This window comes from Rhodococcus sp. AD45-ID (genome assembly GCF_003023755.1).
In the GTDB taxonomy this organism is placed as follows: domain Bacteria; phylum Actinomycetota; class Actinomycetes; order Mycobacteriales; family Mycobacteriaceae; genus Rhodococcus_F; species Rhodococcus_F globerula.
Genome location: NZ_PYHL01000003.1, coordinates 747,896 through 774,870, shown reverse-complemented (window position 1 = coordinate 774,870; position 26,975 = coordinate 747,896). Strand labels below are relative to the sequence as shown.

Below are 26,975 nucleotides of genomic sequence, written 5' to 3'. Positions count from 1 at the left end.
ACCATGACGCCCTCAGCCGCCATGAGCACTCCCCCGAAGAACATGTCTTTGATCCCGGGCGGAACCTTCTGGATGGGTTCCGAGGACTTCTACCCGGAAGAACGCCCCGTTCACCAGGTGAGCGTCGACAGCTTCTGGATGGATACGACGGCCGTCACCGTGGCCGAGTTCCGACGATTCGTCAAAGCAACAGGACATGTCACGACTGCGGAGAGCGCGCCCGATCCTGCCGACTACCCCGATGCCGACCCGGCACTGCTGGTGCCTGGTTCTCTGGTCTTCCACTCACCGCCAGGACCGGTCTCCTTGGACGACTACACCCAGTGGTGGACCTTCACACCCGGCGCGGATTGGCGGCACCCGGAAGGCCCGAGCAGCAATGTCGGTGGTCGCGAGAAACATCCCGTGACACACGTGTCGTACTTCGACGCGCAGGCCTTCGCCCAGTGGGCCGGCAAGGAACTCCCCACCGAAGCGGAGTGGGAGTACGCGGCGCGCGGTGGGCTCGACCGCAAGGCTTACGTGTGGGGCGACGAGGACTCTCCTGGCGGAAAGCCCGGTGGCAACGTGTGGCAAGGCCAGTTCCCGTGGGAGAACCTGCTCGAAGACGGCTACGAACGCACCGCTCCCGTTGGAAAATTCCGCCCAAACGGCTACGGCCTCCTCGATATGGCCGGCAACGTCTGGGAATGGACAGCGGATCACTACACGTCCGACCACGCCCACAGCACCAAGAATCTGGCACCGGCGACCTCGTGCTGTATCCCTCGCAATCCGCGCGCCGAGCTTGCAACGGAAACCGCTGCGGGAGAATCCTATCCGCTGCGAGTTATCAAAGGTGGGTCACATCTGTGTGCACCCAACTACTGCCTGCGCTACCGGCCGGCCGCGCGGCAGAGCGAGTCCGAAGAGTCCTCGACCTGCCACGTCGGCTTCCGGTGCGTCGTGCGAATTCCGCAGGAGTAGATCAGAAGGGTGCGTCGCCGAGAATCGCGACGCGCTCCATGATCCGTCGATGCGGGAAGTAGTCACTGGCCGCGTAGTGCTGCGTTGCCCGGTTATCCCAGAACGCAATGGAATTGGCTGCCCACTTGAAACGGCACTGGAAATCCGGAACCTTGACCTGCGCGAACAGCAGGTTGAGCAGGTCGTTGCCTTCCTGCGGATCCATGTCCGGAATATGCGTGGTGAAGAGGCTGTTCACAAACAGCGTTTTGCGGCCCGTCTCGGGGTGCTTGCGCACCATCGGATGCAGGACCGGCGGGTACTGCTCCTTCATCTTCTCGAGCTTTTCGGGCGACATGCTGCGGCCGAAGGACGGAACGAAGTCGTGGACCGCCTCGCGTCCGTCGATCAGCTCCTTGACCTCGTCAGGAAGGCAATCGAACGCGTTGCCCATGTCGGCCCACAGGGTGTCGCCACCGGCCGGCGGAACATCGATCGCACGCAGGACAGAGCCTAGCGGCGGTGTCTTCGTCCAGGTCACGTCGACGTGCCAGATGTTTTCGGTGCCTGGGCTGTCCTCGCCGCGTTCGAATCGAACCACGGCCGGAACTTCACCCTGTGGGAGCAGTGGGTGAACTTCGAGTTCGCCCCAATTGCTGGCAAAGTCACGGTGATTGAGACTCGAGATGTTCTGGTCGCGGAAGAACACAACCTTCCATTCGAGCAATGCACGACGAACGTCGTCGATCTGCTCGGCCGACGGATCACGCAGATCGATGTTGCTGATCTCAGCGCCGATGAACGGTGTGACCGGGGTGAGAGTGAAACGCTCGTACGGCATCGACTCGACACCTTCGGGATTACGACGCATCCCGCGAGGACCGAATTCGATTGTGTGATTGCCGATTTGAACTGTACGAGACGACGTGAGTGCAGCCATGGAAATAGCTCCGTTTCGATTTACGTGTTGACTCGCGCATCAGTGGACTGCGCGATCTTGCTTCGGGTTCGTGTGTGCTCACTCTGCGGAGCCAGCAGTGCCGCCACCATGAGGTCGACCAGATGGTCGACAGTTGTGTCGAAATCCGCCTTCACCACGGGATTTCCCTCTTCACGCCGCTGCTCGAAAACAGCAAGCGCGGCGACGGTCATGTTGGACATCAGGTCGATCCGCTCGACAGCGACACGACGCGAGAGGTGGTTCAGTGCCCGTGTCAGCCGCGAGACAACTTCGTTGTTCGCCTCGCTGACCTCACGGAACTCGACACTTTGTGTATCGACCGAGGGCGAGACCCTGGCGATGAACCGCGCATAGTTCGATCCGTCGGCAGTGGCAAGGAAATCTGCAAGAGGGTAAATGAACGCCTCGACCAAAGCTCGAACCGTATCCGTACGCCCACTCGAGTCGATGTCGTCGAGGTACGTCAGACGCGCAATGTTGATCTGGCCCATCCGATACCGGAACACGGCCAGCACCAAGCCGTCCCGACCACCGAAGTGATACTGAACCGCAGAGTTGTTGCGTTGCCCCGCTGCTGCCGCGACATCGCGCATCGACACCTCGTGAATGCCACGTTCGGCAAACATGCGTTCTGCGACGGCGATCATTGCACTCTTGGCATCTGACGAGCTGGGCATGAGATGGAGCATATAAGTCAGTGCCTTAAAACTGCAACCCCAATTGCCGTCCGCCTTTATTAACCGCCGGGGGTTAACAAAGGCGTACAGCGGGGATCGAATCCCACTCAACGAGAACTTGCCATTGAATGCGACATCGGGAGTTACGCTGCAGATTAAGTCATCTACTTAATTCTCGGCCTCGATACAGCCAGGAGCCCGCTTGTGAATCGTCATTCCATCCCGATCATCCCCGAGACGCCGAACGTCGCCGCATCCGTCGACTACCGAGACCAGAAGGTGCCATTCACCCGGCCAGAGCCGATTCGCCCGCCGGTCGGGGCACCCAACGTTCTGCTCGTCATGATCGACGATGTCGGATTCGGCGCCCCCTCAGCTTTTGGTGGCCCGTGCCGTACCCCAACGGCTGAACGCCTGGCAGACACCGGCGTCAAGTACAGCCGATTCCACACGGCCGCACTGTGTTCACCAACCCGAGCTGCCACTCTGACAGGCCGCAATCATCACAGCGTCGGCATGGGTGTCATCTCCGAGATGGCAAACGCCGCACCCGGATACAACGGAACCCGGCCGGCCTCGGCGGCCACCGTTGCTCGCATTTTGCAGGGAAATGGTTACGCTACGGGCGCTTTCGGCAAGATGCACCAGACTCCGACCTGGGAGACCACAGCGGCGGGGCCGTTCGATCGTTGGCCGGTACGCGAAGGGTTCGACAAATTCTACGGCTTTCTGGGCGCCGAGTCCGACCAGTTCACACCGGTTCTCTACGAGGACTTCACGATGGTGGACCTGCCCAAGACACCGCAGGAGGGCTATCACCTCTCCGAGGATCTGGTCGATCACGCAATCGAGTGGGTCGAGGGCGTCAACACCATGGACCCGGACAAGCCGTGGTTCTGCTACCTCCCATTCGGCGCGTGCCATGCGCCCCTTCAGGTTCCGGACAGTTACCTGAACAAGTACGTCGGCGAATTCGATCACGGATGGGATCGCCAGCGAGAGATCACTCTCGAAAAGCAGAAGGAACTGGGCGTCGTCGGGCCAGATACCGTCCTGGCTCCGTGGGCACCGGGCGTTCCACACTGGGATGAGCTCGACGATGACCAGAAGAAGGTCTCGGCCCGGCTCATGGAGTTGTACGCCGCGTTCCTCGAGCACACCGACGACGAGGTCGGGCGACTGGTGGATCGCCTGCAGGACATGGGCGTTCTGGACAACACCCTCGTCCTCTACATGATGGGTGACAACGGAGCCTCGGCCGAAGGCGGCATGGAGGGTTCGTTCAACTACCTCGCCGGGCTCAACGGCTACAAGACCGCGACCGCAGACGTGCTCGCCCGGTACGACGAACTGGGTACCGAAACCAGCTATCCGCACTACCCGGCTGCCTGGGCACTAGCGCTCGACACCCCGTACCAGTGGGCCAAGCAGGTTGCCTCTCACTACGGTGGAACCCGCAACGGCTTGATCGCGCACTGGCCCAAGGGAATCGAGAATCCCGGAATCCGTGAACAGTGGCACCATTGCGTCGACATCACCCCGACGATCCTCGAAGCTGCCGGCATCCCGGCCCCGACAAGCGTCGACGGTGTAACGCAGAAACCGATGGAAGGTGTAGCGATGAACTACACCTTCGATGATCCAGCGGCCGACGAGCGGCACACCACACAGTATTTCGAGATCTTCGGAAACCGCGGCATCTACGATCACGGTTGGACCGCAGTCACCGCGCACCGTGCCCCGTGGCTGATGGCAACGCACGGACTGGAACTGACGTCGCTGAGCGACGACAAGTGGGAGTTGTACGACACGACGGTCGATTGGTCGCAGGCCCGTGACCTCGCGGACGAACATCCCGAGATCCTCGCGCGACTCAAGGAAAAGTTCCTGGTCGAGGCCGCCAAGTACCAGGTGCTGCCTCTCGACGACCGTACCGTCGGACGGCATTCGACACCGGAATCACGTCCGCCGCATCCCATGATGGGCCGCAAATCGCTGACGCTGTACCCGCACATGAACGGGCTGGTCGAGAAGGCAGCACCCAACTTCTTCAACCGCTCGTACGCATTGACCGCCAACCTGGGCAGCGTCGCCGACGGCATGCTGGTCAGCCTCGGTGGCCGGTTCGGCGGATTCGCTCTGTACATCATCGATTCCGTCCCCGTGTACTGCTACAACTTCAGCGGTGGTGGCCGTACCTTCGTGCGCGCCGAGAAGCCCCTGTCCCCCGACGTCAAGGAAGTTTCGGTCAATTTCGACTACGACGGCGGTGGTATCGGCAAAGGCGGTCTCGCGACGGTGCGCGTCGACGGCGAGGTTGTCGCGGAGGGCAGGGTCGACAAGACCACCCGGGCGATCTTCAGCATGAACGAGCAGCTGGATATCGGAATCAACCGTGGCAGCCCGGTTTCCGAGGAATTCGCGGAGAAGGGCACGTTCCGCTACGGCGGCAAACTCAACAGCGTGACCATCGACTTGCTTCCGACGCGTGATGTTGTGTCCGCGCAGGAGCGCGAGAAGATTTCGCTGGCCGTGCACTAGGCCGCAGGGCAATTGTGCAGCCGCAGGGGTAACTACCTCTGCGGCTGCACAATCGGCGCGCGGCTATCCGAACAGGATCTCCCTGGCCTGCTTGCGCGCACTGTTGAACTCCCACCACGAATCTTCGGATCCGCGCAGTTCCTGTTTCAGGTACCACAGCGAATCACTGCGCTGCGGCTCCGGCAGTCGATCAAGTGCAGGAACGGCATCGACCGAAAGCGTGCTCAGATAGTTCACGTCGATGCTCTTCCCCTGCTCGAAGCGCTCGACGTTCTTCTCCGCGATGTACGCATCAGGGTTGAAGAACGCAAAGCCCAGCAAGCCCACAGTGGCCATGGCGAGTACAGCCGTCGGCAGCCACGCGCCCGACATCCGCACTCCCGCGATGATCAGCAAGACAAAGACCAGCCCGAGCAGCAGTTCGACGGCAAAGACACTCACTCGCAACCTCGTGAATCCGTACTGGTTCTCGTACAACCACATTCGATGAACGGCCGACGCCACAATGACAAGGCTGAACGTGCACAGCGCGCCAAGCAGCCCCCGGGCCAGTGCCCTCGATCGGCGATCATCGCGATCTACACGCCGAACCGCAACCGCGATCACCAACAACGTCAGCACCGTCACCATCATCAGCTGCCAGAATCCTTGACGCGCATAGTCAGCATACGTCAGACCGTCCGTGACCTGGACGTGTTTGTCGCCGCCGAACAGCGTCTTGAGTTGCACCGCAACAAATCCCAAGAACAGCACGTTCAGCATCGCGAGCGGCACCACCCACTCCCACAGTGGCAGCGGCGACGCCGGCATGGGAGCAAGCGCGTCGACGTCAGGCGTTCGGCGCCGTAGATACACAGCCGTGAGCGTCCCGAAAGCCACCAATACCCCGATCAACAGGTGAGCGATTGTTTCATCGACCCGAATCGAGGGAGCGGCGCCGTCGAAGAACTTCGCGAATTCCGGATCCGCACTGGCAAAAAGAGATCCGAAGATCAGGAGCATTGCGACGCTGACGGCACCTACGGCCACCACACGAACGGCCGGCACTCGCAGCGCTGCGCCGGGTCTCGCGTTTCTCCGCCGGGCAAAGCGCATCACCCGTAGTGGAGCGCGCCACGGCATGATCGTTCCCAACGCGATGCCTGTCCACGTCCGGCCACCGATCAACACCCAGGTGAACACAACCCACGCTGCCACCAGGCACACAAAGACAAGCCATCCCGCACCGCGGACCGCAGCCACACCGAACAGCGCAAGTGCGCCGGCGCAGGCTCCCCATTGAATCGGAGTCAACCGTGGCGGTGTGAGGAGCCCGACAACTACCGTGACACCGACAAACACGATCGCGTAGGCAACCCCGATGGTGTCGACATCGAGGATCAGAGCGGCAAGAACACCCACCACTGCCGATCCGATCAGCATCGGACGCGTAGGAATGGACGTCCGATCTCGACGCCATACGCGTGGCACCAGCGGGGTCGGCGCACTGGGTTTTGGTGCAACAGCAACCGGAGCAGTCATTATCAGACCTACTTTCAGGATCGGCAAATCAGGCGCGGACCCCGTTTGGGGCGCGGCCGTCGATAATCGGTTAATTCAGTTCTGCGGCAGTACCACTCGAATACAGCACCCAGAGTGCGCATCAACAACGGCAATGGTGCCGCCATGTAATTCGACGGCCCACTTCGCGATGGCAAGCCCAAGGCCGGTGCCACCGTCCGTGGAACCCCCTCGGATGAATCGGTCGAAGACCTCGGAGCGTGCAGCCGGCTCGATCCCCGGGCCGTCGTCATGGACATCGATCACGACGGCGTGCGCAGTATCTCTGCGCACGCGAATCACTGCGTGTACGTCGTTGCCGCCGTGGCGAACTGCGTTGTCCAGCAGGTTGGTCACGACCTGATGCAGGCGATCCGGATCGGCCGAGATGCTCAGCGAAGCAGGGCTCACATCGATGACGACGCCTCCCCTACGCTGCGACATCAATTCGTCCAGGAACGGCTTCATCTCGAACATCTTGGGATTCAACGGCATTGCACCACCCTCGAGTTTCGAGAGATCAAGCAGATCGTCCACCAGAGCACCGAGACGTTCTGTTTGAGCGAGAGCCGAACGCATCGTCTCCGGATTCGGATCCTGCACACCGTCGACAATGTTCTCGAGCATCGCCTGCAAAGCGGTGATCGGCGTGCGTAACTCATGCGACACGTTGCCGATCAGCTCGCGGCGATACCTGTCGTCGGCACCCAAATCCTCGGCCATTCGATTGAATGCCGTTGCAAGTTCGCCCACTTCGTCGCGCGATGTCGCCCGCACTCGACGGGAATAGTCGCCACGCGCCATAGCCTTGGCCGCTGCCGTCATCTCGCGAAGTGGTGACGTCATTCCGTGTGCGAGCACCTGCGTAACACCCAGGGCGACAAACAATGCCGTCAACAGCGCGAATCGAAACGGTTGTTGCGATGTCAGCCAGAAACCACCGGAAGCGAACAACAATGCGGCGACAACCAACAACCCGACCTTCACCTTGAAGGACCGCATCGGGTCGAGCGGTCGTGGCCACCGCGCAAATAGCCGGTCGACGACGCTCATCGCGGCACGTCCCACGCGTAGCCGACGCCATGAACGGTTCGGATCACCGAGGACCCCAGTTTGCGTCGTAGCGCCTTGACGTGAGAGTCGACGGTGCGACTACCCGCCCCCTCGCCCCATCCCCAGATCTCCTCGAGCAGCGACTCGCGGGGAATCGCGGCTCTTGGTCGCTCTGCCAGATACACGATCAAATCGAATTCGGTCCGAGTCAGGTGTATTTCTTGCGCGTCGCGGCGCACCCGACGCTCGGTCAGGTCAATCACGACGTCACCGAACTCCAAGAGATCGGATAGCGGCTGCGAGGGACGACCAGCGCGCCGGAGCAGCGCCTGTACCCGCGCAACCAGCACCCGCATGCTGAACGGCTTGCTGAGGTAGTCATCAGCACCGACACCCAAACCGATCACCATGTCGGTTTCGTCGGCGCGCGCCGTGAGCATCAGCACGGGCACAGCTCGTACGGCCTGGATTCGACGACACACTTCGAGGCCGTCGAATCCAGGCATCATCACGTCGAGAACCACCAGGTCCGGATTGATCTCGGCGCACCGCGCGACAGCACTGGGTCCGTCGAATGCCATCTCCACGTCGAATCCCTCGGCGCGCAGACGCGCGGCAATCGATTCGCAGATGCTGACTTCGTCGTCGACCACGAGCACTTTTCGCTGACTCATGGAACTGACTGTATTAGCCCGACGTGGATGAACCTGGGAGGACTTGTGAAGGTTTTGTGCAGATTAGAACCGTCGAATGTTGTTGATCGGGAGATCAGCCAAGGGGGTCAGACCCGTGGGAACTCCGACGCCGTACGCGTTGAAGACCATTCCGAAGCCCGCGTAGATTCCGACGTGCGTTGCGCCGGGATAGAACGTGATGACGTCGCCGGGAACTAGTGCCCACCGCGGAACCGCTTGTCCCACACGGGCTTGCTCTTGGCTGGTCCGCGGTAGATTCACGCCGGCCTGCCGGAACGCCCATTGCACCAGCCCGGAGCAATCCCACGAGTTCGGTCCGACGCCACCCCATTGGTATGGCTTTCCGGTTTGGGTGGTGGCCGCCGCCAAAGCGATCAAACCTGCGGGACTGGGGATCGGAAGGGCCGCAGATCCGCTGCTGATACTGCCCATACTGCCCAGTGACCCGGTACTGCCGGTACTACCGGCGCTTCCCGGTTCCGCGAGAGCGGGCGCTGCAGTCAGGACCAGAACGCTTCCGGTCAGCAGGGCTGCAACCGTTCCCCTGCGCAGTGTCGACTTCCTCATGCAACCGTCCTTCGTTGAGGTACTGCGGTGCGGCCATCGCACCGAAATAGCGTTGAACTGGTCGGATCTGAAATGAGCATGTGGCCTTCGGATGCTAACGATCATCTCGGGCAATTCGGACAAGAATCGGCAACCCTATGCAGAATGAGGCCCTTTGTCCCCGCCCAGTCCCAGACAGCCCAGTCCTTGGCGCCCGAGAAAGATCAGGGGAAAGATCCGGGATTTCCTGGATTCCCGAGAGCCGAAAGATCCTTAGATTCGACTCATGCGCTCACACGTCTTGGCCACCATTGCCGTAGTTGCGACCTCGATGGCACTTGTCGGATGCGCGACGCTCCAACGAACCGTCGAGGTTCAATCGGATCTGGATTCGCTCACGAAATCGGGCGCAGTCGGCTCGATTGCCACGCTCGACGACAACTCGACCACTACGGTTCTGACCAGCGGTGTCCCTCACCAGACGAATGGCGATTCGATCGGCCCTCGCTACCGAGTCCGGATCGCCGGCGTGACAAAAACATTCACCGCAGCACTCGTGCTGCAACTGGTTGCGCAGGACAAGGTAGGCCTCGATGCACCGGTCCAGCGCTACCTCCCAGGACTTGTGCCGGGCGACACCATCACCGTCCGTCACCTACTGCAACATCGCAGCGGGTTAGCCGAGTTCGCCGGCGAACCCAACGCCGACGAATGGGTGGCTGCGAGCGAAAATCGCACGCTCACGCCAGCCGACGCTGTGGCCATCGCTTTGAGCAAGCCCGCGCAGTTCGAGCCCGGATCAGCTTTTCGCTACACCAACACCAACTACATAGTTCTCGGGATGCTCGTAGAAGCTGTGACCGGCCGAAGCTACGCGGACGAGCTGCGCACTCGGATTCTGGAACCACTGGAACTCGAGGACACCTATCTCCCACCACCGGGTGAACGAGACATCCGAGGTGAGCACATGACCGGATATGCCGATCTACCCGGCGGGCGCACCGATGTCTCCCGGATCGAACCGTCCATCCCCTGGTCAGCAGGTGCCCTGGTGTCTACCGGCAAGGATCTCAACACCTTCTGGCGGGCCTTGTTGAGCGGCAGAATCGTGCCGGAGAACGAACTCACCGAGATGACCACCCCACACGCCGGTGCCACCGAAGCCGAAGGCCTGGGCTACGGCTTGGGAGTCGGATCCACCGAACTGCCCTGCGGGGTTACCTACATCGGACACAGCGGTGGAATCTACGGCTACTACACACTGTCCGGTGCAACGGAAGATCGCGCATACACCGTGACGCTGACCTCGACGCCGAAGGAACAACCGGACATAGTGGCCATGCTCTCTCACGCGCTGTGCCCCTGAACAGCTGCCGGCCGGTCGTTGGGCGCGCCCGATACCGCCGGAATCTGCCGACAGGCGTCTGGGATAGGATGAATTTCAGTTCCGTGCCTGGTATGGGCGTTGAACCGTCTTTATCCTTGCCATGCTGTGCTGCATGGCTACGTCGAACAGATAGGCCGACCATTCCACTCACTGTGAAGTACGCGGAAATTTACAACGATGCGCTGATCGCGCTGGCAGCAGCCACGCAGCGACCGGCGAACATCGTGCATCTGGACGACGCGTACGCCATTCGGGTAGATCTCGAGTACAACCGCTACGTCGTTGCCACAAACACTCCTCACGGTTTGTCGAACGAACCCGGTATCAGTGGAACCTGGTTGGTTCGCTTCTTCCAGGCCGATATCGACGGCGCGCCGGATGAATTGCTCACCGAAGCAACAAACCAGTGGCTCATCGACGCCTTCGATTCCGCCCTCGCGTCCCTCGAAGCCGGCGGAAACAAGATCGTTGCCGATGCAGACTTCGGGGATATCAGCCGCACTGAAGCGACTGACGTCGATAACAACCGCACTGAAGCGACCGACGCCGACTCACGCGGCGATCAGGCCTGACCGTCAGCAGATTCACTCAACTGAGCGATCCTCGCCGCAAGAGTTGAATTTTCGGCCTCGAGCGAGAGAATCAATCTCACTCCGACCAAATTGACGCCGTCGTCGATCAACGCGGTGATGCGACGCAATGTCTCCAGATCTGATTCGCTGTACCGGCGAGTTCCACCACCCGTGCGTGTGGGGGTCAGGAGTCCTCGTCGCTCGTACAGTCTCAACGTCTGTGGCCCGACTCCGGATAACTCCGACATCACCGAGATGCCGTAAACGCCACGCCGTGAGCGCGTGTGTGGCTCTAATGTCACTGCAAGCCTCCTCGACCCAATCGGCGATTCCACGACTTTAGCACTTCCAGGCAACGAATCTGTTCGCGGGAGCATAGATTTCATATCGGCGATCGAGGCCGAAGATTTTTTCAAATTCAGGACTTTCGGCATTTCGCCTGTACAGGGCGGCCATTTCATCACCTGACTGATTCAGACTGGAGTCGATCCGCTCGTTCTGGGGTTGCTAATTATCTGCGTCGGCTGGTATAGATTTTAGTACGTCCTGACGAGAACATGCGTATCAAATTGCAGACAGATTTGGGTGTTGAGAGGCGCAGAACACGGCGCTGACGAGAAGCGGATCGCCCGATTCTCACTACTTACACCCCTAGACCGCAGGAGCAAGATGACGACGATCGACATCCCGTCCGCACCGAGCGGCGAGATCAACTCCGGTAGCTCGACCTTGGCCACGCCGGAACTCAAACTGCGAATCGCCATGATGTTCGGGGATCCGATAACAGAGGACCTGGCCGGAAGCATCAACTGAATCGACAGACACGATCCGAAAGTATTTGTGCCGCAGCAGCACACACCAGTGCACACAGCTCGACACTCTGACGAGAGGAAGATACATGTCTACATTCACGATCCCGGGACTGAGCACCGACGACGGCGCGCGCGTAGCCGCAGTTCTGCAGGAACGCCTGAGCGCGTACAACGATCTACACTTGACCCTCAAGCACATTCACTGGAATGTCGTAGGCCCTAATTTCATCGGCGTACACGAAATGATCGACCCCCAAGTCGATTTGGTGCGTGGTTACGCAGATGACGTCGCCGAACGCATCGCAGCACTCGGCAACTCCCCGAAGGGAACCGCCGGCGCCATCGAAGCCGACCGTTCGTGGGACGACTATTCAGTCGGACGTGACGACGCTCGCGCACACCTCGCGGCGTTGGACCTCGTCTACACCGGCATCATCACCGATTCCCGGGCCGCTATCGACTCGGTCGGAAAGATCGATCCCATCACCGAAGACATGCTGATCGGTCAAACAGCGCAGCTGGAGAAGTTCCAATGGTTCGTCCGAGCTCATCTGGAGAACTCAGGCGGAAACCTTGTGCACGAGGGAAGTTCGACGGAACTCGACGCCGCCGACAAGGCCCGTAAAGCCTGAACCGTGACAAAACGCGAACTTCGGATATTCCAACTGCAGCAACGACTGTTGGCCGGATCGATAGTAGTGGGAACACTGCTCGGGGCTGTAGCTATCACTTCCCTCTGACCTCAGTTTTTTTAAAGGTCCAAGATGACCTCAATCGTGGAATCCCCAATCTCGGAATCCCACTGTCACTTGGAATCCACTTGTCACAAGGAGACTCACTGTGCTCGGACTCGGCATCATCGGTTGGATCATCATCGGCGGACTCGCCGGCTGGATCGGCAGCAAGATCATGAAAACCGATGCCTCCATGGGAATCGTGCTGAACATCGTCGTCGGCATTATCGGCGGTCTGATCGGCGGATTCCTTCTCAAATTGTTCGGTGTCGACGTCAACGGTGGTGGCCTGATATTCAGCTTCTTCACGTGTGTACTCGGCGCGGTGATCTTGCTCTTCCTGGTCAAGGCCGTCACCGGCCGACGGTGAATTTCCCAGATCCAGAACGACTCGAATCAATCTCTACCCGAAAGGATCACGATAACCATGGCTGATTTCATCGACAAGGCAAAGCACAAGGCCGAGGAACTCATCGGCGAGGCAAAGGAGAAGGTCGGACACAAGACCGACAACGACGATCTTGCCGCCGAGGGCGCCAAGGATCAGGTCTCAGGCAAGACCAAACAGGTCGGTGACGATATCTCGGATGCTGCAAGCGATATCAAGAACAAGTTCACCAACTGAGCGGATGCACTGGTGCCGCCGCCAGTGAACAGATAGCGGAAGTCCGTAAATCACGGCAACTTCCTACGCATCGGAGATGAGGATTCACCATGATTGTTCTCGGCATTATCTTGGCACTGGTCGGCTACTTCACGTCAATCAGCATTCTGACTACGGTCGGCATCATTTTGGTGGTCGTCGGCGCAGTCTTGTCGCTCCTCGGCGCTACGGGTCGCGCGGTGGGCGGCCGGAAAGTCTGGTATTGATCCACCCCGTTAACCTGCCCGGTGGCGCGTTTGCCGATCACTCCCGATCGGCAAACGCCCCGCCGGGCGTTTGCCGTAAAACCGGGTTCAGCCACTCAGGAACGTCGAACTTTTCTCTTTTTGTGGGTACCGTCGCAGAAGGGAGGTATCGCTGTGCCACCGCAACGACACAGCGCCACCGTTGCACGTTCACGGCTGATCGGGTTGCCGTCGGCGTCGACCAGCGTCGCCGGACCTCGAACCAGTAGTGGCCCGTCTGGGCATACAGTGATCGTGACAGCGGAATCGTCGCCCCCAGGATCGGAATCGGAGTTCATATGTCCTCCACACGGATTGATCTAACACCATCGCAAGCACTGGCAACCGGCACTCGCATGCCGATCCCCTCCGCGCGAGGACAGGTCAGCGAACTGCTGATTGCACTGTTGTCTGGATCCGACGCTAACCCTGCTGCCTTCACCGCCGCCGCTCGGAGTGCGGCCGGAGAGCACGATGGTACATCGATCGTGTTCGACGACGACGCACAACTGTCGCTGACGCTGCTGTACGAACTACACCTTCAGGGACTCGCCGGAGTGTCTGACGAATGGGAATGGAACCTCGATCTTCTCGCAGGACGGGCCGCGCTGGAGTCGTCGTTCGAGGCAGCAGTCCGTTCGATCGTCGCATCCCGAAATCTTGAAGCCCAACCTCTCGACGCCGCGGACGTCGTCTCACAATTGTGGGCGATGACCGCGCCGTCGACCGGGCCGAGCATGTCCAAGTTCATGGCGACAGACGCCAGTGCCGAACAGTTCGAAGAGGTACTCATCCACCGTTCGCTCAACCAGCTACGAGAATCCGATGTTCACACATTGGGAATTCCGCGTCTGGCCGGAGCCCCGAAAGCCGCGCTGGTGGAAGTCCAAGCCGACGAGTACGGCGGCGGGCGATTGGAGAGGATGCACTCCACCCTCTTTGCCAACACCATGCGCGAACTCGGACTGTCGGATCAGTACGCACACTATCTCGACGCCGTTCCGGCAGTGACCCTTGCGAGCCTCAATGTGCTCTCGCTCTTCGGATTTCATCGTCGGCTGCTCGGGGCGTTGATCGGCCATCTGTGCGCAGTGGAAACCACGTCGTCGCTTCCCAGCAAGAACTACAGCACCGGGCTGCGTCGCCTAGGTTTCAGCTCGCGGGCAACACTGTTCTACGACGAGCATGTAGAAGCCGACTCCGTTCACGAACAGATCGCAGTCCGCGATCTCGCCGGCAAGCTAGCGGAGCAAGACCCCACCATGGGGAGCGACATTCTGTTCGGCGCCGCTTCATGTTTGGCGTTCGACGACCTGCTGGCCGAACACATCACCGGTTGCTGGGACCGGGGTGAGACTTCACTGCGCAGTTCACCCCGGTAAGCGGCCCGGCAACCTCAGAATTTGAACGCTTACATGATATTATCTGTTTCCACGGATGCAGATTAGCTTTTTCTGGTGCGATCGGTAGGTCGCTCCCTCGACTTCCCGTCGAGATGAACCCAGGAGGCATGATGACCGGCAAACAAGAAAACTCAGGCGACGTTTCACCTGATGATGTCGAAACCGTCACAACCGATTCAGGTTCCGAAAATGCGGACAGCGACGTCCAATCCGATCCGTCAGGCGACCAACCCTGGTCCGGCGAAGGCGGCGCAACAACACACGGACCAGCGACCGATCCGCACAACGGGTAGAGCGCAACACAGATATACACACCGAAATGCCTTCGGGGTTGACTTCCGAGAACGGAGAACACAGTGGCTGAAACAAACGGCGACCTACCCGTCGACGACGCACATACCAATCGATCTCACGTAGGCGAAGGGATCGCCGACGGACGGAACTACCCCGGGTACCTTCTCATCGGGCTTGCGCTCGCCACGCTCGGATTAACCTTGGTGGCACTAGGTTACGGTTTTCAGGGATGGGCATTGATCGCCGGCGCAGTGTGCGCTGTGTCCCTCGTGCTGGGCGTAGCCGCCGTCCTTCTCGAGCGACGACGCGTCAAGCGCCTCGAAGGCCATAACCTCACGGATCAGGAAGGTCATTGATCGGCAAACGCCCCAACGGGACTCGAGGAGCACCCGGCAACTCTGACGACAACGGCACAAGCGCATTCGACACACTGGTCGGCAAACTCGACTACCCGATGTTTGTCGTCACCACCGGCGAGGGCAACCAGCGGTCCGGATGTCTGGTCGGTTTTGCATCTCAGGTCAGTATCGCTCCTCCGCGTTTTCTCGTTGGACTGTCGAACAAGAATCACACGTTCCACACAGCATTGACGACGGAATTTCTTGCTGTCCACGTCATCCCGAGGGATCACATCGAATTGGCAACGTTGTTCGGGGGATCCACCGGCGACGATATCGACAAGTTCGCGCGTTGCGCCTGGCATCCTGGCCCCCATGAACTCCCGATACTCGATGAGTCCTCCGCATGGTTCAGCGGACGCATTATCGACCGCATCCCTCTCGGAGACCACGTAGGTTTCCTACTGGATCCCGAATCAGGCTCTGCACCTGGCGATCTCGGTACGGTTGTCACCTACACCGACGTCCGCGACCTCGAGCCCGGACACGAATAGCGTTTCCCCCTACGTATCCCGCCGCACGTCCGTCGGCGACTTGTCCTCCCGCATCCCCCGCCAACTGGGGTGCCGCAGGCGACCACTCGCGGTCCAATCCATGAACCGCACTTCACCGACCAGTTCAGGGCGGATCCATACCGCTCCCTTGCGATCCTCCGTCGGAACATCATCTTCGAACGGGCTTTCCTTCTGCTGCAAGGGTTCCAGTACCGCCAGCAATGTTTCCAGGTCGCGGTCGGTGAAGCCGGTCCCCACCCGGCCGACGTAACTCAACCCGTCTTCGCCCGGAATTCCCATGAGAAGTGCGCCTATCCCCCGGGCCCGATTGCCTTGACCCGTGCGCCACCCGCCGATCACTACCTCCTGCGTACGCCAGTTCTTGACCTTGATCCAACTCGACCCCCTCCGTCCCGGAAGGTAGACCGAGGCACGACGCTTTGCGACGATCCCCTCCCAGCCGGATTCGCGGCTCCCCTCCAGTGCTTCCGCCGCAGTTCCGTCGATCTCTGGCGGCACGGTAAGATCACCGACCTTCGTGGCCAACGCATTCAGCACAGTCCGACGATCGGTGTACGACTTGCGCAGCAGGGAAACTCCGTCGAGATACAGGAGATCGAAAGCCAGAAACTCGGGTTCGCCGCCGCGCTGCAAAGCACCGAAATCGGTGACACCTTCCGCGTTGTACGACACCACTTCACCGTCGAGAACCACCTCGTGGCCGTCGAGAACCGAAGCAAGTCCAGCCAGCGCGGGATAGTCGCCGGTCTTGTCGTTACCGGCTCGGCTGCGGAGCGACAGTGTGCCCGAATGAAATTCGAGAATCACCCGTATCCCATCCCATTTACCCTCGAATGCCCACTCGTCCTCATCCAGACCCTCGAGCGATCCGGGCGTCGCGAGCATCGGTTCGATCCCTTTCGGAAACTCGATTCCGAAGCTGGATTTCTGATCCTTCATCAGATGCATCAGCCACTGGTCACCTTTGGTCCGAATCAGCGCGAATCTGCCCTGCACTCGGTTCCCGTCCAACCGCACGATCACCTCGTCGTCGCGCCACTTCTCCGTCTCGTACGTGCCGGAATCCCAGATCGTCATCGATCCGCCGCCGTACTCGCCCTTGGGGATCGTGCCGGAGAAGGTGGCGTACTCGAGCGGATGGTCCTCGGTGTGGACAGCCAACCGGTTCTCCCCCGCGGTGGTGGGTACCCCTTTCGGAACTGCCCACGACACCAGCACACCGTCACGTTCGAGCCGAACGTCGTAGTGCAGGCGTCGCGCGTGATGTTCCTGAATCACAAAGGAATTGCCGAGCGCGCCGGGGGAAATCGAATCCGGTACCGGCTCCGGCGTCCGGTCTGCCGCACGCTTGTTTCGATATCGTGTCAACGAATCCTGCTGCACCACGGGAGGATCGAGAGCAGCCAACAAGTCACCGCCGGAATCAACGCGTTCGAGCACCTCGTCGAACAGCAAGTGACGCAACTTCGGGTCGTCGAGTTCGTCCCAACTGCGCGGCGCGGCAACATAAGGCTGGGCACGCCCGCGCATCGAGTACGGAGCGATTGTGGTTTTGGCCGCGTTGTTCTGACTCCAGTCGACAAATATCTTGCCGGCTCGAACATTTCGAGCCATTGTCGCTGTCACCAGATCCGGATGGATCTTCTCGAGTCCCACCGCGATCTGCTTGGCGACGGTCGACGCACCACTGCCGTCCAGCGGCCGATCGAGCGGCACATAGAGATGAATACCCTTGCTTCCGCTGGTAACGGGATACGCTGTCCATCCCAGCGTCCCCACAAGATCCCGGATGGAACGGGCCACCTCGGCGCATTCGGCCAGCCCGACACCATCACCCGGGTCGAGATCGAACACCAATCGGGTTGCGGGCCCGCGCTCGGAACCGTCGAATCGCCATTGCGGAACATGTAATTCGAGGGCTGCTTGCTGACCGAGCCAGGCAAGCGAAGCAACTGAATCGAAAATGGGATACGTGACCACTCGGTCGGAATGCTGTAATGACGCGCGGGTCAGCCAATCCGGCGCCGACGATGCAAGGTTCTTCTCGAAAAATGATTGACCGTCCACCCCGTTCGGCCAACGTTTCCTCGTTCCCGGCCTACCGACGACATGGGGAATCATGACTGCGGAAATTCGAGTGTAGTAGTCGATGACGTCGGCTTTGGTGGTTCCACTCTCGGGATAGAGCACCTTCCCGAGATTGGTCACGGGCACGGTTATGCCATCGAGTGTGATCTGGCCCCGATCAGTCGTCGCCATCTCTTCATTGTGCTGCAGCGCCCGTGATCCGGCAGTAGAAATCGCTGCGATCGGAACCCTGTCCTCGCGCAACCCTCACCGGCCACACTGAGGCTCGAGCCGAAAGGACAACCACGATGACAACGCAGCACATGTCGGAACTGTGTGTGGACAACAACTGGCGCATGCTCGCAACCTGCAAGTCCGTTGATCCAGCGGTTTTCTATTCACCCGGCGAGGAACGCGGGCGCAATCGGCTTGCGCGCGAACAAACGGCCAAGCAGGTGTGCTTCCGCTGCCCGGTGATCGACGACTGCCTGAACTTTGCACTGGAGACCGGTGAACCACACGGCGTCTGGGGAGGAACGACACCAACGGAACGCCTCGTTCTCCGTCGCTCAGCAGCCTGAAAATTGGCCGGGTACAAGACCCCGATCACATCGATACCGGACATACAGGCAAGATGGCAACGTGCCTATGCCACGACGTTGCGTTGCCGTAACTGCAATCTTCGCCTCCGCGATCCTCTTGAGTTCATGCTCCACTCAGCCTGAGAGCGCCGCTGCAGTCCCGGAAACCACCACCAGCATTCCCGAGGCCTTCACCAAGCTTCCGTCCACTGCAGCCGTGACGGAATGCGGCCCGGGCAGTGGCACGACCACCAACGACGGCACACTCACCATCGCCACCGGTTCGCCGTCGTACGAGCCCTGGTTTCACAACGGCGATCCGTCGAACGGGCAAGGATTCGAGGGTGCAGTGGCCCGCGCTGTGACCGAGAAACTTGGTTACAACCCCGATCAGGTCACGTTCACGAGCGTCGCATTCAACGACGCGCTGAAGCCTGGCAGCAAAGACTTCGACTTCGCGCTCGACCAGTTCACGATTTCCGGAGATCGCCGCGAGTCCGTCGATTTCAGCTCGCCGTACTACGCGGTGGCGCAGTCGGTCATTGCCTTGCAGAACAACGGCGCTGCACAGGCCACGGATCTGAATTCACTGACGCAGTACCGACTTGGCGCACAGGCCGGGTCGACCAGCCTGCTTGCCATCACCGAGACCATCAGTCCGTCAACCCCGCCGCGCAGTTACGCCAACACCGACGAAGCCAAGGCCGCATTGGCGGCCGGCGAGATCGACGCCCTGGTTGTCGACATTCCCACCGGATTCCACATCACGGAGACCGAACTGCCACAGTCCGTGATCGTCGGACAGTTTCCGCGGCCGAACGCCGTCACCGAGTTCTTCGGTGCCGTCCTCGAGAAGAACAGTCCACTTACCGCGTGTGTGTCGGCCGCAGTCGACTCACTGTATGCCGACGGAACCCTCGAAGCTCTTGCCACCGAATGGATCACCGATACTGCGGACGCAAAGATCCTCGACTAGATCCGATCAGTTGCCACGGCCGCTGATCGCGCCGACAAACACCTTGGGAATATCGGCGGGCATGGGTGCGAAGTGACTGTTTCCGCCGGTGACTGCTGAAATCTGTTTCAATACTTCGGTATCGGCATCGCCGGTGACGCCGATGGTGATGATCGGTACCGGACGGGCGGCATCGCGCTCGCGTGCAAGAGTGTCGAGCAACTCCTCCCGCGAAATACCGGACGGATCGTCGTTGGCCCCGTCGGTCAGGAGAATGACCGAGTTGATCGACGACGGGTCATACGTGCTCTGGATCTGACGAAATGCCGCCAGAACACTGTCGTACAACCCAGTTCCGCCACCGACAAGTGACGGTAGCTCGTCGACGTGAGACAGAAGTTTGGTCCGATGATCGGTGTCGCCCTCGGGCGCATCCATGCGCGCAACAGGCTCGAGTTCGCGGTAATCGGTGCCGTCGCCGAGGTCGATCGAGAAGGCCCACAGACCCAATTGCGCATTGGCGGGGAACATTCGGATCGCGATGTCGCCGGCCTGCGCCGTAGCGGCCATTCGGGTCACGCCGCCCTCCATGTAGTCCATCGAGCCGGAGACGTCGACAACCGCCAATGCGCGGGAGGGCCGGGACAGAATCTCGTAGCGCGCCAGCGCTGTGGCCACCACAGACGGATCGCTCGGAACCAACGGCGTGATAATCCCGACGCCGCCGCTCGGCAACGGTTCGTTGCCCGCTGCACGAAAACCCAGACCGGACAAGGCTGTGCGGCCGCTAGCAGACGTGAGTGCGTCGGCGAGAACCTGCGCGGCCGGCAGTGCAGTCGATTCTCCGGTCAGCGCCATCGGGTAATTCATGAACACCGTGCCGGACGTCGGCACTGCGGCGGTCAACCGAGCGTCGGGATGAGCGGCCATGTACGCGATGAACGTCTGTTCGGTGGTGACCGCGGTTCCGCTGTCCGCGGCAACCTTTTCTATGCGGATGGTCGAACCGGCTTCCTTCACATTCCCGAGTTGAGCTTGTGCCACGGGAACCAATGCGGCCGAGATGGACGCGGTATCGCCGCCGCGCGCCTGAGTTTCGGCAAACGCGGCAACGATGGGTGCGCTGGACACAGCGCTGGAAAGCGGATCACCGATATGCAGTCCTGGAACTGCCAGGACGTCGAGCCAGCTTGCCGGACTGGTAGTTTCACCGGATTTCGACACCGTGACCACCGGTGTGGACGCTACCGACTCACTGACCTTCGAGACGGAACGACCAGCCGCCCCGGCCTTGTCGAGCCATTCTGACGAATCGGGTATCCAGATCGCCGGGCCGGAACCGCCGAGCGCAAGATCCCCGTAGGTTCGAGCCGAGTCCTGGGACACCACGGTGAACGATGCGCAACCGAGCTTTTCCGGATCAATCGTCGCCACTACCGCCTCGACGCCGGTGGCAATGGACGGATCAACTGCTACCACCAGATTGTCGGTCTGTGTGCACTCCGATGTCGCGGCGGTAGGCGTGACCGTCGGAGCATCCTCCCCCAGATTGCTGAAGGTGACGGCAAACGCCGCGGAACCTGCGACGGCAACCACCGACAGCACTCCAACCAGTACTTTCACCGATCGTGGCATAGACGCTGTTGGTACCCCGGACGAGCCGTGACGACCAGACATATGCGGAATCCTCTCCGGCGGAGCACCAGGTTCATAACAAACCTATGCCCGGTTTATCCCGCCGAAAAGAATCCTAACTCATGTTTGCCGCAAAGTAACTACTTGCAAAGTTTCAAGCGTAGATTCGAACGAACTGCGCCAACGACTGCTCGATATCCCCTTTGAGAGCCCGAGCAACGCCGGAACCGATGGGTCCGAAAAGCGGGGCGCCACCGAGTTCGACGGTCAACGCCAACTCCGAACCCGTCCCCTTGGCCTTGACGTCGAGTTCGAGCCCCAGCTTGACCCCACCCTTGCCGTCACCCTTGAGCGATAGCGCCGAGGGCACGTCGTACTTCTTGATGGTCCAGCGCACACGATTACGCAGGCCTTTCACCGTGACAACTGAGCTGATCTCGGTTCCCACCCCCAACTGTTCGGGAAGTTCCCCTCGCCAACCGTCGTGGACGACAAGCCAATTCTCGTAGCCACTGAGATCTGATGCCTTGTCCCACACTTCCTGCGGCGGAAGGGGGACGTCGATCTTCACTGTGAGTTTTGCCATGGTGGGACAATAGCGCTGTGCGCCTTTCTGGTTACCGGAGGTACCAGAAAGGCGCACAGGGGCTGCGCCCCTAGTGATCGACTGCCTTCTCGACGCCGACGCCAGTGAGGGAACGAACTTCCATCTCGGCCTGCTTGGCCGGATCCTCGGGCTTGTTGCGCCCGATGTAGGTACCGATGATGCCGAGGGCAAATGCCAGCGGGATCGAGACGATGCCGGGGTTGGAGAGCGGGAACCACGCGAAGTCCGAGTTCGGGAGCATCGACGACGGCTTGCCCGAGATGGCCGGGGAGAACACGATCAGCGTCAAGCAGCTGATCAGACCGCCGTAGATGCTGAACAGCGCACCCGTGGTGTTGAACTTCTTCCAGAAGAGCGAGTACAGCAGGGTCGGCAGGTTCGCCGAGGCCGCAACAGCAAAGGCGAGAGCCACCAGGAAGGCGATGTTCTGGCCCATGGCGCCGATACCGAGAACGATGGAGATGACACCGATCACGACAACGGTGATGCGTGAAACCCGAACCTGCTGTTCTTCGGTTGCGTTGCCGCGCTTGATGACACTGGCGTAGATGTCGTGAGCAAACGACGCAGATGCCGTGATCGCGAGACCGGCGACCACCGCGAGGATGGTGGCAAAAGCCACGGCCGAGATGATGCCGAGGAAGATCGTGCCGCCGAGCTCGAAGGCCAGCAGCGGTGCCGCAGAGTTCTCCTTGCCGGGAGCAGCCAGGATCACGTCGGGTCCGACCATCTTGGCTGCGCCGTAGCCGAGCACCAGCGTGAACAGGTAGAAGGCGCCGATCAGTGCGATCGCCCAAGTGACGGAACGGCGAGCTTCCTTGGCGGTGGGGACGGTGTAGAAGCGCATCAGCACGTGCGGCAGGCCTGCAGTGCCGAGCACCAAAGCGATTCCGAGAGAAATGAAGTCGAGCTGCGTCATCCCGGTCAGCCCGTACTTTGCGCCCGGCGCAAGAATGTCGCGACCGGCAACAGCTTCGTTGGAGGAGTTACTGACCACGTTCTGCGCATCCGCGAGGAGCTGGGAGAAGTTACCCCGGACCGCGAAGAGCACGAGCACGAACATGATTCCGGCGCCGGCAACCAGTAGAACGGCCTTGACCATCTGCACGTAGGTGGTGCCCTTCATACCGCCGACCAAGACGTAGACGATCATCAGCACGCCGACGATCGCGACCACGACTGCCTGACCGGTCTTACCTTCGATGTTGAGCAACAGCGCGACAAGTCCACCGGCACCGGCCATCTGGGCCAACAGGTAGAAGAGCGAGACAGCAAGTGTGGAGATCGCCGCGGCCATACGCACCGGGCGCTGCTTGAGGCGGAAGCTCAATACGTCAGCCATCGTGAATCTGCCGGTGTTGCGCAGCAATTCGGCGACCAGAAGCAAGGCCACGAGCCACGCGACGAGGAAGCCGATAGAGTAGAGGAAGCCGTCGTAACCGTAAACGGCGATGGCCCCGGCGATCCCGAGGAAGGAGGCAGCCGAAAGGTAGTCACCGGCGATGGCAAAACCGTTCTGCGGACCGGTGAACTGCCCGCCACCGGTGTAGAAGTCGGATGCCTTCTTCGTGGTGCGGCTGGCGCGAATGACGAGTGTCATCGTGCCGACGACAAACGCGAGGAAGATCGCGATGTTGAAGACGGGGTTTCCCACATCCGTCCCGGACGCGGCGAGTGTGGTGATCACGATACGGGGCCTTCCAGCTCGTCACGGATAGCAGCAGAACGCGGATCGAGTTCGCGGCCGGCGAACTTCACGTACCAGGCAGTGATCGCGAACGTCGTCACGAACTGTCCGAGGCCGAGAATGATGCCGAGGTTGATGTTGCCGATGACCTTGGTCGCCATGAAGTCGTGGGCGTAGGTCGCCAGAAGGACGTACACCGCATACCAGAGCAGAAAGAATGCAGTGATGGGGAAAACGAACTTGCGCAGGCGCGTCCGGAGTTCCTGGAACTCGGGACTTGCTTGCATGTCTATGAATGCCTGGGCATCCGGGGTCCGCCGCTCTTGCGGCGACCCCTCACTGACTTCTGCTGTGGACACTGCCGGCTCCTCGCCTCGCGTGTGAAGTGAACTACGTCCAGACGTTAGTGAGATCGGAGTCACATAAAATGGCTGTGGTGGCGCTCACACGGTGAGCTGTCGAGTCGTGCGCTGAACGGTCGCCCAAGCGCGACCAGCGGCACGCCGAAATCAGGGCTGGCGCAGCTCGTCCTCGCGGTCGGAACCCATGTCCAGACGCTCGGGAGCATGCATACGAGTGAAGATCCGCGCTATCTCCGCAGGTATCTGCTTGCTCGATGCCTTACTGACAACAACCATCGTGGCGAACGCGAGCGGCACGCTGACGGCGGCCGGAAACGCGAAGATCGCAGCGGGCCACCCGCTCAACACCGTTTCCGACAATCCGCCGAGGATCGCGACCGTTGCTGCCGTCCCGGCTACAAAGCCGCCCACCACCATGCCTGCGCCGGCGCCGACCGCGGTCAATCCGCGCCACCAGACGCCGAGCAGGAGCAACGGGCAGAGCGTCGACGCGGCAACGGCAAATACCAACCCGACGGTGATCGAGAGATCGACCGACACCACGGCAAGTGACATGGCCAATGGAATCGCACCGGCCAGAAGGGCGGCGATCCGGAAATCGCGTATCCGCCCTCGTAGGACGTCGGTGCTGATCACACCGGCGATGCTCACGAGCAGACCAGACGACGTGGAGAGGAACGCGGCAATCGCGCCCGACGCCACCAGTGCTGCCAACAACTGCCCGCCCCACCCCGAGAACACCGAACCTGGCAACAGCAGCACTGCAGCGTCGGAGGTTCCGGTGATCAGCAACTGCGGAACGTACAACCGAGCGAACACTCCGAGCAGGACCGGAAAAAAGTAGAAGACGCCAACAAGACCAACGACGGCCAGCGATGTCAGTCGCGCCGTCCGCCCGTCCGGATTGGTGTAGAACCGCACCAGTACGTGCGGCAATCCGAGCGTCCCGAGAAAGGTCGCGAGCATCAGCGAATACACCTGATACGTCGGGTGCGGACCGCCGAATCCCCAACCGGGCGTGATCCAATCCGAATTGTGCGCCGGCGCCCCGGCTACCACCGGAACGGCTGCACCGGCTTCCAGAACCATCGACATTCCCTCGCCGAGGGTGTGCTCACCCGGCTCGAGGACAACACTGCCCGTGGCCGAGCGACCATCCACCGTTCCTCCCTGCACTGTCACCGGTTCGGCCACCTGCACCACAACATCGGTGGTGATGTCCACGGTGGTCTGCTCGCTGACCGTCGGCGGCGCCGGAGCACCTACGTCATGTTCGTCAGCAAAGAAGTAGAAGGCCAGTGCCACAGCCGGAATCGCCACCGCAGACAGTTTGAGCCAGTATTGGAATGCCTGAACGAACGTGATCGATCGCATGCCGCCACCGACGACGTTGGCGATGACGATCACCCCGACCACAACCCCACCGATCCAACTCGGCACGCCGAGAAGGATATTGAGGGTCAGACCGGCCCCTTGGAACTGCGGAATCAGATAGAGAATGCACACCATCGCAACCACGAGCATTGCCAGTTTACGTAAACGCGGTGAACCCAAACGGAATTCAGCGAAGTCCGGAACGGTGTACGCACCCGATCTACGGAGTGGTGCTGCTACGAAAAGCAGTAGCGCCAGATAGCCCGCAGTGAACCCGATCGGGTACCACAACGCGTCCGCCCCGTACTTGGCCACCAGACCGGCAACACCGAGAAAGGACGCAGCAGAAAGGTATTCACCTGAGATCGCCGTGGCATTCCACTGCGGCCCCACCGTGCGGGAGGCAACCAGAAAGTCGGACGTGGTGCGAGAAAGCCGCACTCCGTAGATTCCGATCGCAACCGTCGCCACTGCTGCCGCCACGATGCCCAACACCGTCAACACCGGAATCGATTGCCCACCCACAGCGCCCGCGCTCAGTCGTCCACGAGATTGGTGAAGTCCTGCTCGTTGCGTTCAGCCCGACGCACGAACACCCACCCGGTGATCAGCAGCAAGGGCAACACGGCGCCGCCCATCACCAACCACGGAAGCCTGATCCCCCACACCGAGTAATCCGACAGCGCCGGAAAAAGCATGGTCGACAGCGGTATCGCGCACAATGATCCGGCTACGACCACAGCCAGCCGGATCGCCAGGCCCAACTGAGCACGAACCAGACCCCGGATCATGGCGTCGCCGACCTCGGTCTGTTCCTGCACCTCTACCCGGGTACGCACGATGCGGGCGCCGTGACGCTGCGCCAGCACCACCCGCTGACGCGCAGGCGGATCGGTGTGCCCACTCACCGCGCCAACCAACTCTGCTTGGGGGTGCGCACCAACCGATCCTTCAACTCGCGGGTATGCCGACGGCTCACCGGCAACTCCACCGGCGGCTTACCGCTGTGTGGGCGAAGAGTCACCACCAAACCACTCCCGACGGTGCGAATTCCGGTCACCAAGGCAAGGGACACCAGGTACGAACGGTGAACCCTCAGGAAACCCGCATCGGCCCATCGGGATTCGAGGGTGGAAATCGGGATCCGCACCAGATGCGACTTACCCGCCGTATGCAACCGCGCGTAGTCTCCGTCGGCTTCGACCCATTCCACCGCCGAGCGCTGCACCAGCGTCGTGACGCCGCCGAGTTCCACCGGAATCACTTCGTCGCTGGGTGCGGCATCGGCTTGTGCGCCCGCCTGATTACGCCCCGCGCGACCCACGATTCGGCTCACCGCCTGCGCCAGCCGCTCTTCGCGCAGCGGCTTGAGAAGGTAGTCGACCGCACCGAGATCGAAGGCGGCCACTGCCCGATCGTCGTGTGCGGTCACAAACACAACCGGCGGCGGTGTCGCAAAATTGGAAAGAATCCCGGCCAGTTCCAAACCGTCCAGTCCTGGCATGTTGATGTCGAGAAAAACGCCGTCGATGCCACCGTCACGAAGGATCCGCAGCGCCGTCGTTGCATCCGACGCGGTGTGGACGTGCGCCACCGATTCTTGCGCGCGCAGCAGGAAAGCCAGCTCGTCGAGCGCCGGTTTCTCGTCGTCGACGGCAAGCACGGTCAGTTGGGCACCTATGTCAGTCTCATTCACAGCACACCCATATTCCCACGGTTACCCGCACTGAACCCACAAAGCCGCCGA

General features: G+C 60.8%; 31 protein-coding genes. 15 read left to right on the top strand and 16 right to left on the bottom strand.

Annotation, left to right across the window (positions count from 1 at the left end):
• The first annotated feature begins 3 nt into the window (after positions 1–3).
• Complete coding sequence (locus C7T36_RS27765; RefSeq protein ID WP_045069808.1) at positions 4–966, top strand: formylglycine-generating enzyme family protein; 963 nt, start codon at positions 4–6, stop codon at positions 964–966.
• A 1-nt stretch (position 967) separates the two neighbouring features.
• Here the strand turns inward: C7T36_RS27765 and C7T36_RS27760 are convergent, their stop codons facing one another.
• A complete protein-coding gene (locus tag C7T36_RS27760; protein WP_033234173.1) occupies positions 968–1,885 on the bottom strand; it encodes a TauD/TfdA family dioxygenase in 918 nt (305 codons plus the stop codon).
• 20 nt (positions 1,886–1,905) lie between these two features.
• A complete protein-coding gene (locus C7T36_RS27755; RefSeq protein ID WP_033234383.1) occupies positions 1,906–2,583 on the bottom strand; it encodes a TetR family transcriptional regulator in 678 nt (225 codons plus the stop codon).
• Positions 2,584–2,787: 204 nt separating this feature from the next.
• On the opposite strand from C7T36_RS27755, the gene C7T36_RS27750 reads away from it, so the two are divergent.
• Entirely contained in the window at positions 2,788–5,124 is a 2,337-nt protein-coding gene (locus C7T36_RS27750) for an arylsulfatase (protein WP_045069139.1), read from the top strand.
• A gap of 63 nt (positions 5,125–5,187) precedes the next feature.
• Here the strand turns inward: C7T36_RS27750 and C7T36_RS27745 are convergent, their stop codons facing one another.
• The 4 genes from C7T36_RS27745 to C7T36_RS27730 form a co-directional block, all read right to left on the bottom strand.
• Complete coding sequence (locus C7T36_RS27745; protein ID WP_045069137.1) at positions 5,188–6,645, bottom strand: DUF4153 domain-containing protein; 1,458 nt, start codon at positions 6,643–6,645, stop codon at positions 5,188–5,190.
• Between the two features lie 75 nt (positions 6,646–6,720).
• Entirely contained in the window at positions 6,721–7,716 is a 996-nt protein-coding gene (locus C7T36_RS27740) for a HAMP domain-containing sensor histidine kinase (RefSeq protein WP_045069805.1), read from the bottom strand.
• A complete protein-coding gene (locus C7T36_RS27735; RefSeq protein WP_033234170.1) occupies positions 7,713–8,390 on the bottom strand; it encodes a response regulator transcription factor in 678 nt (225 codons plus the stop codon). Before C7T36_RS27735 ends, C7T36_RS27740 begins: the two co-directional genes overlap by 4 nt.
• 63 nt (positions 8,391–8,453) lie before the next feature.
• Positions 8,454–8,978 carry an NlpC/P60 family protein gene (locus C7T36_RS27730; RefSeq protein WP_052683592.1) on the bottom strand — a complete coding sequence of 175 codons (525 nt, stop codon included), beginning with the start codon at positions 8,976–8,978 and terminating at the stop codon, positions 8,454–8,456.
• Between the two features lie 265 nt (positions 8,979–9,243).
• On the opposite strand from C7T36_RS27730, the gene C7T36_RS27725 reads away from it, so the two are divergent.
• Positions 9,244–10,323, top strand: a complete 1,080-nt coding sequence (locus C7T36_RS27725) for a serine hydrolase (RefSeq protein WP_045069135.1) — start codon at positions 9,244–9,246, stop codon at positions 10,321–10,323.
• Positions 10,324–10,496: 173 nt separating this feature from the next.
• Positions 10,497–10,916: a hypothetical protein gene (locus tag C7T36_RS27720; RefSeq protein WP_230590124.1), complete on the top strand. Its 420-nt coding sequence runs from the start codon at positions 10,497–10,499 to the stop codon at positions 10,914–10,916.
• On the opposite strand, the gene C7T36_RS27715 is transcribed toward C7T36_RS27720, so the two are convergent.
• On the bottom strand, positions 10,907–11,218 hold the full coding sequence (locus tag C7T36_RS27715) for a MerR family transcriptional regulator (RefSeq protein WP_033234167.1): 312 nt from the start codon (positions 11,216–11,218) through the stop codon (positions 10,907–10,909). The genes C7T36_RS27720 and C7T36_RS27715 overlap by 10 nt on opposite strands.
• 367 nt (positions 11,219–11,585) lie before the next feature.
• Between C7T36_RS27715 and C7T36_RS30315 the strand changes: the two genes are divergently transcribed.
• The 5 genes from C7T36_RS30315 (at position 11,586) to C7T36_RS30310 (ending at position 13,332) form a co-directional block, all read left to right on the top strand.
• On the top strand, positions 11,586–11,729 hold the full coding sequence (locus C7T36_RS30315) for a hypothetical protein (protein ID WP_165826319.1): 144 nt from the start codon (positions 11,586–11,588) through the stop codon (positions 11,727–11,729).
• 85 nt (positions 11,730–11,814) lie between these two features.
• Positions 11,815–12,360, top strand: a complete 546-nt coding sequence (locus C7T36_RS27710) for a Dps family protein (protein ID WP_045069134.1) — start codon at positions 11,815–11,817, stop codon at positions 12,358–12,360.
• A gap of 208 nt (positions 12,361–12,568) precedes the next feature.
• Entirely contained in the window at positions 12,569–12,832 is a 264-nt protein-coding gene (locus C7T36_RS27705) for a GlsB/YeaQ/YmgE family stress response membrane protein (RefSeq protein ID WP_045069132.1), read from the top strand.
• A gap of 57 nt (positions 12,833–12,889) precedes the next feature.
• Positions 12,890–13,087, top strand: coding sequence for a CsbD family protein (locus C7T36_RS27700; RefSeq protein ID WP_033234164.1), 198 nt, complete (start codon positions 12,890–12,892; stop codon positions 13,085–13,087).
• 89 nt (positions 13,088–13,176) lie between these two features.
• The gene (locus C7T36_RS30310) at positions 13,177–13,332 is read left to right on the top strand and encodes a DUF6131 family protein (RefSeq protein WP_092806704.1); all 156 of its coding nucleotides are present in this window, start codon (positions 13,177–13,179) and stop codon (positions 13,330–13,332) included.
• Between the two features lie 95 nt (positions 13,333–13,427).
• On the opposite strand, the gene C7T36_RS27695 is transcribed toward C7T36_RS30310, so the two are convergent.
• The gene (locus C7T36_RS27695; RefSeq protein WP_033234163.1) at positions 13,428–13,649 is read right to left on the bottom strand and encodes a CDGSH iron-sulfur domain-containing protein; all 222 of its coding nucleotides are present in this window, start codon (positions 13,647–13,649) and stop codon (positions 13,428–13,430) included.
• On the opposite strand from C7T36_RS27695, the gene C7T36_RS27690 reads away from it, so the two are divergent.
• The 4 genes from C7T36_RS27690 to C7T36_RS27675 all read left to right on the top strand — a co-directional run bounded on the left by C7T36_RS27690 (position 13,650) and on the right by C7T36_RS27675 (position 15,939).
• Positions 13,650–14,732, top strand: a complete 1,083-nt coding sequence (locus C7T36_RS27690; RefSeq protein ID WP_045069130.1) for an iron-containing redox enzyme family protein — start codon at positions 13,650–13,652, stop codon at positions 14,730–14,732. It begins immediately after the preceding gene.
• 131 nt (positions 14,733–14,863) lie between these two features.
• Positions 14,864–15,046 carry a hypothetical protein gene (locus C7T36_RS27685; RefSeq protein WP_033234380.1) on the top strand — a complete coding sequence of 61 codons (183 nt, stop codon included), beginning with the start codon at positions 14,864–14,866 and terminating at the stop codon, positions 15,044–15,046.
• Between the two features lie 63 nt (positions 15,047–15,109).
• Entirely contained in the window at positions 15,110–15,403 is a 294-nt protein-coding gene (locus C7T36_RS27680) for a hypothetical protein (protein WP_033234161.1), read from the top strand.
• A 74-nt stretch (positions 15,404–15,477) separates the two neighbouring features.
• Complete coding sequence (locus C7T36_RS27675) at positions 15,478–15,939, top strand: flavin reductase family protein (protein ID WP_345770112.1); 462 nt, start codon at positions 15,478–15,480, stop codon at positions 15,937–15,939.
• A 9-nt stretch (positions 15,940–15,948) separates the two neighbouring features.
• Here C7T36_RS27675 and C7T36_RS27670 read toward each other — a convergent pair whose 3' ends face one another.
• Positions 15,949–18,219 (bottom strand): ATP-dependent DNA ligase, encoded by a 2,271-nt coding sequence (locus C7T36_RS27670; protein ID WP_045069128.1) that lies wholly within the window; start codon positions 18,217–18,219, stop codon positions 15,949–15,951.
• A 116-nt stretch (positions 18,220–18,335) separates the two neighbouring features.
• Here C7T36_RS27670 and C7T36_RS27665 point away from each other — a divergent pair, with 116 nt between their 5' ends.
• Complete coding sequence (locus C7T36_RS27665) at positions 18,336–18,608, top strand: WhiB family transcriptional regulator (RefSeq protein ID WP_045069126.1); 273 nt, start codon at positions 18,336–18,338, stop codon at positions 18,606–18,608.
• A 67-nt stretch (positions 18,609–18,675) separates the two neighbouring features.
• On the top strand, positions 18,676–19,584 hold the full coding sequence (locus C7T36_RS27660) for a transporter substrate-binding domain-containing protein (protein WP_045069124.1): 909 nt from the start codon (positions 18,676–18,678) through the stop codon (positions 19,582–19,584).
• A 6-nt stretch (positions 19,585–19,590) separates the two neighbouring features.
• Here C7T36_RS27660 and C7T36_RS27655 read toward each other — a convergent pair whose 3' ends face one another.
• From C7T36_RS27655 to C7T36_RS27625, 7 genes are all read right to left on the bottom strand, one after another.
• Positions 19,591–21,186, bottom strand: a complete 1,596-nt coding sequence (locus C7T36_RS27655; RefSeq protein WP_239654775.1) for a substrate-binding domain-containing protein — start codon at positions 21,184–21,186, stop codon at positions 19,591–19,593.
• A gap of 166 nt (positions 21,187–21,352) precedes the next feature.
• Positions 21,353–21,784, bottom strand: a complete 432-nt coding sequence (locus tag C7T36_RS27650) for an SRPBCC family protein (protein ID WP_033234157.1) — start codon at positions 21,782–21,784, stop codon at positions 21,353–21,355.
• Between the two features lie 70 nt (positions 21,785–21,854).
• Positions 21,855–23,492, bottom strand: coding sequence for a cation acetate symporter (locus C7T36_RS27645; RefSeq protein WP_033234156.1), 1,638 nt, complete (start codon positions 23,490–23,492; stop codon positions 21,855–21,857).
• Complete coding sequence (locus C7T36_RS27640) at positions 23,489–23,851, bottom strand: DUF485 domain-containing protein (RefSeq protein ID WP_033234155.1); 363 nt, start codon at positions 23,849–23,851, stop codon at positions 23,489–23,491. The genes C7T36_RS27645 and C7T36_RS27640 overlap by 4 nt, the downstream gene beginning before the upstream one ends.
• 150 nt (positions 23,852–24,001) lie before the next feature.
• On the bottom strand, positions 24,002–25,753 hold the full coding sequence (locus C7T36_RS27635) for a cation acetate symporter (protein ID WP_045069119.1): 1,752 nt from the start codon (positions 25,751–25,753) through the stop codon (positions 24,002–24,004).
• Between the two features lie 11 nt (positions 25,754–25,764).
• On the bottom strand, positions 25,765–26,136 hold the full coding sequence (locus C7T36_RS27630; protein WP_033234377.1) for a hypothetical protein: 372 nt from the start codon (positions 26,134–26,136) through the stop codon (positions 25,765–25,767).
• A complete protein-coding gene (locus tag C7T36_RS27625) occupies positions 26,133–26,924 on the bottom strand; it encodes a LytTR family DNA-binding domain-containing protein (protein WP_045069117.1) in 792 nt (263 codons plus the stop codon). The genes C7T36_RS27630 and C7T36_RS27625 overlap by 4 nt, the downstream gene beginning before the upstream one ends.
• Positions 26,925–26,975: the final 51 nt, after the last annotated feature.

Bases quoted from the DNA above. Each gene is read 5' to 3' on its own strand.
- C7T36_RS27765 (WP_045069808.1), top strand. From the start codon at position 4: ATGACGCCCTCAGCCGCCATGAGCACTCCCCCGAAGAACATGTCTTTG.
- C7T36_RS27760 (WP_033234173.1), bottom strand. From the start codon at position 1,885: ATGGCTGCACTCACGTCGTCTCGTACAGTTCAAATCGGCAATCACACA.
- C7T36_RS27755 (WP_033234383.1), bottom strand. From the start codon at position 2,583: ATGCCCAGCTCGTCAGATGCCAAGAGTGCAATGATCGCCGTCGCAGAA.
- C7T36_RS27745 (WP_045069137.1), bottom strand. From the start codon at position 6,645: ATGACTGCTCCGGTTGCTGTTGCACCAAAACCCAGTGCGCCGACCCCG.
- C7T36_RS27740 (WP_045069805.1), bottom strand. From the start codon at position 7,716: ATGAGCGTCGTCGACCGGCTATTTGCGCGGTGGCCACGACCGCTCGAC.
- C7T36_RS27735 (WP_033234170.1), bottom strand. From the start codon at position 8,390: ATGAGTCAGCGAAAAGTGCTCGTGGTCGACGACGAAGTCAGCATCTGC.
- C7T36_RS27730 (WP_052683592.1), bottom strand. From the start codon at position 8,978: ATGAGGAAGTCGACACTGCGCAGGGGAACGGTTGCAGCCCTGCTGACC.
- C7T36_RS27725 (WP_045069135.1), top strand. From the start codon at position 9,244: ATGCGCTCACACGTCTTGGCCACCATTGCCGTAGTTGCGACCTCGATG.
- C7T36_RS30315 (WP_165826319.1), top strand. From the start codon at position 11,586: ATGACGACGATCGACATCCCGTCCGCACCGAGCGGCGAGATCAACTCC.
- C7T36_RS27710 (WP_045069134.1), top strand. From the start codon at position 11,815: ATGTCTACATTCACGATCCCGGGACTGAGCACCGACGACGGCGCGCGC.
- C7T36_RS27700 (WP_033234164.1), top strand. From the start codon at position 12,890: ATGGCTGATTTCATCGACAAGGCAAAGCACAAGGCCGAGGAACTCATC.
- C7T36_RS30310 (WP_092806704.1), top strand. From the start codon at position 13,177: ATGATTGTTCTCGGCATTATCTTGGCACTGGTCGGCTACTTCACGTCA.
- C7T36_RS27695 (WP_033234163.1), bottom strand. From the start codon at position 13,649: ATGAACTCCGATTCCGATCCTGGGGGCGACGATTCCGCTGTCACGATC.
- C7T36_RS27690 (WP_045069130.1), top strand. From the start codon at position 13,650: ATGTCCTCCACACGGATTGATCTAACACCATCGCAAGCACTGGCAACC.
- C7T36_RS27685 (WP_033234380.1), top strand. From the start codon at position 14,864: ATGACCGGCAAACAAGAAAACTCAGGCGACGTTTCACCTGATGATGTC.
- C7T36_RS27670 (WP_045069128.1), bottom strand. From the start codon at position 18,219: ATGGCGACGACTGATCGGGGCCAGATCACACTCGATGGCATAACCGTG.
- C7T36_RS27665 (WP_045069126.1), top strand. From the start codon at position 18,336: ATGACAACGCAGCACATGTCGGAACTGTGTGTGGACAACAACTGGCGC.
- C7T36_RS27660 (WP_045069124.1), top strand. From the start codon at position 18,676: ATGCCACGACGTTGCGTTGCCGTAACTGCAATCTTCGCCTCCGCGATC.
- C7T36_RS27650 (WP_033234157.1), bottom strand. From the start codon at position 21,784: ATGGCAAAACTCACAGTGAAGATCGACGTCCCCCTTCCGCCGCAGGAA.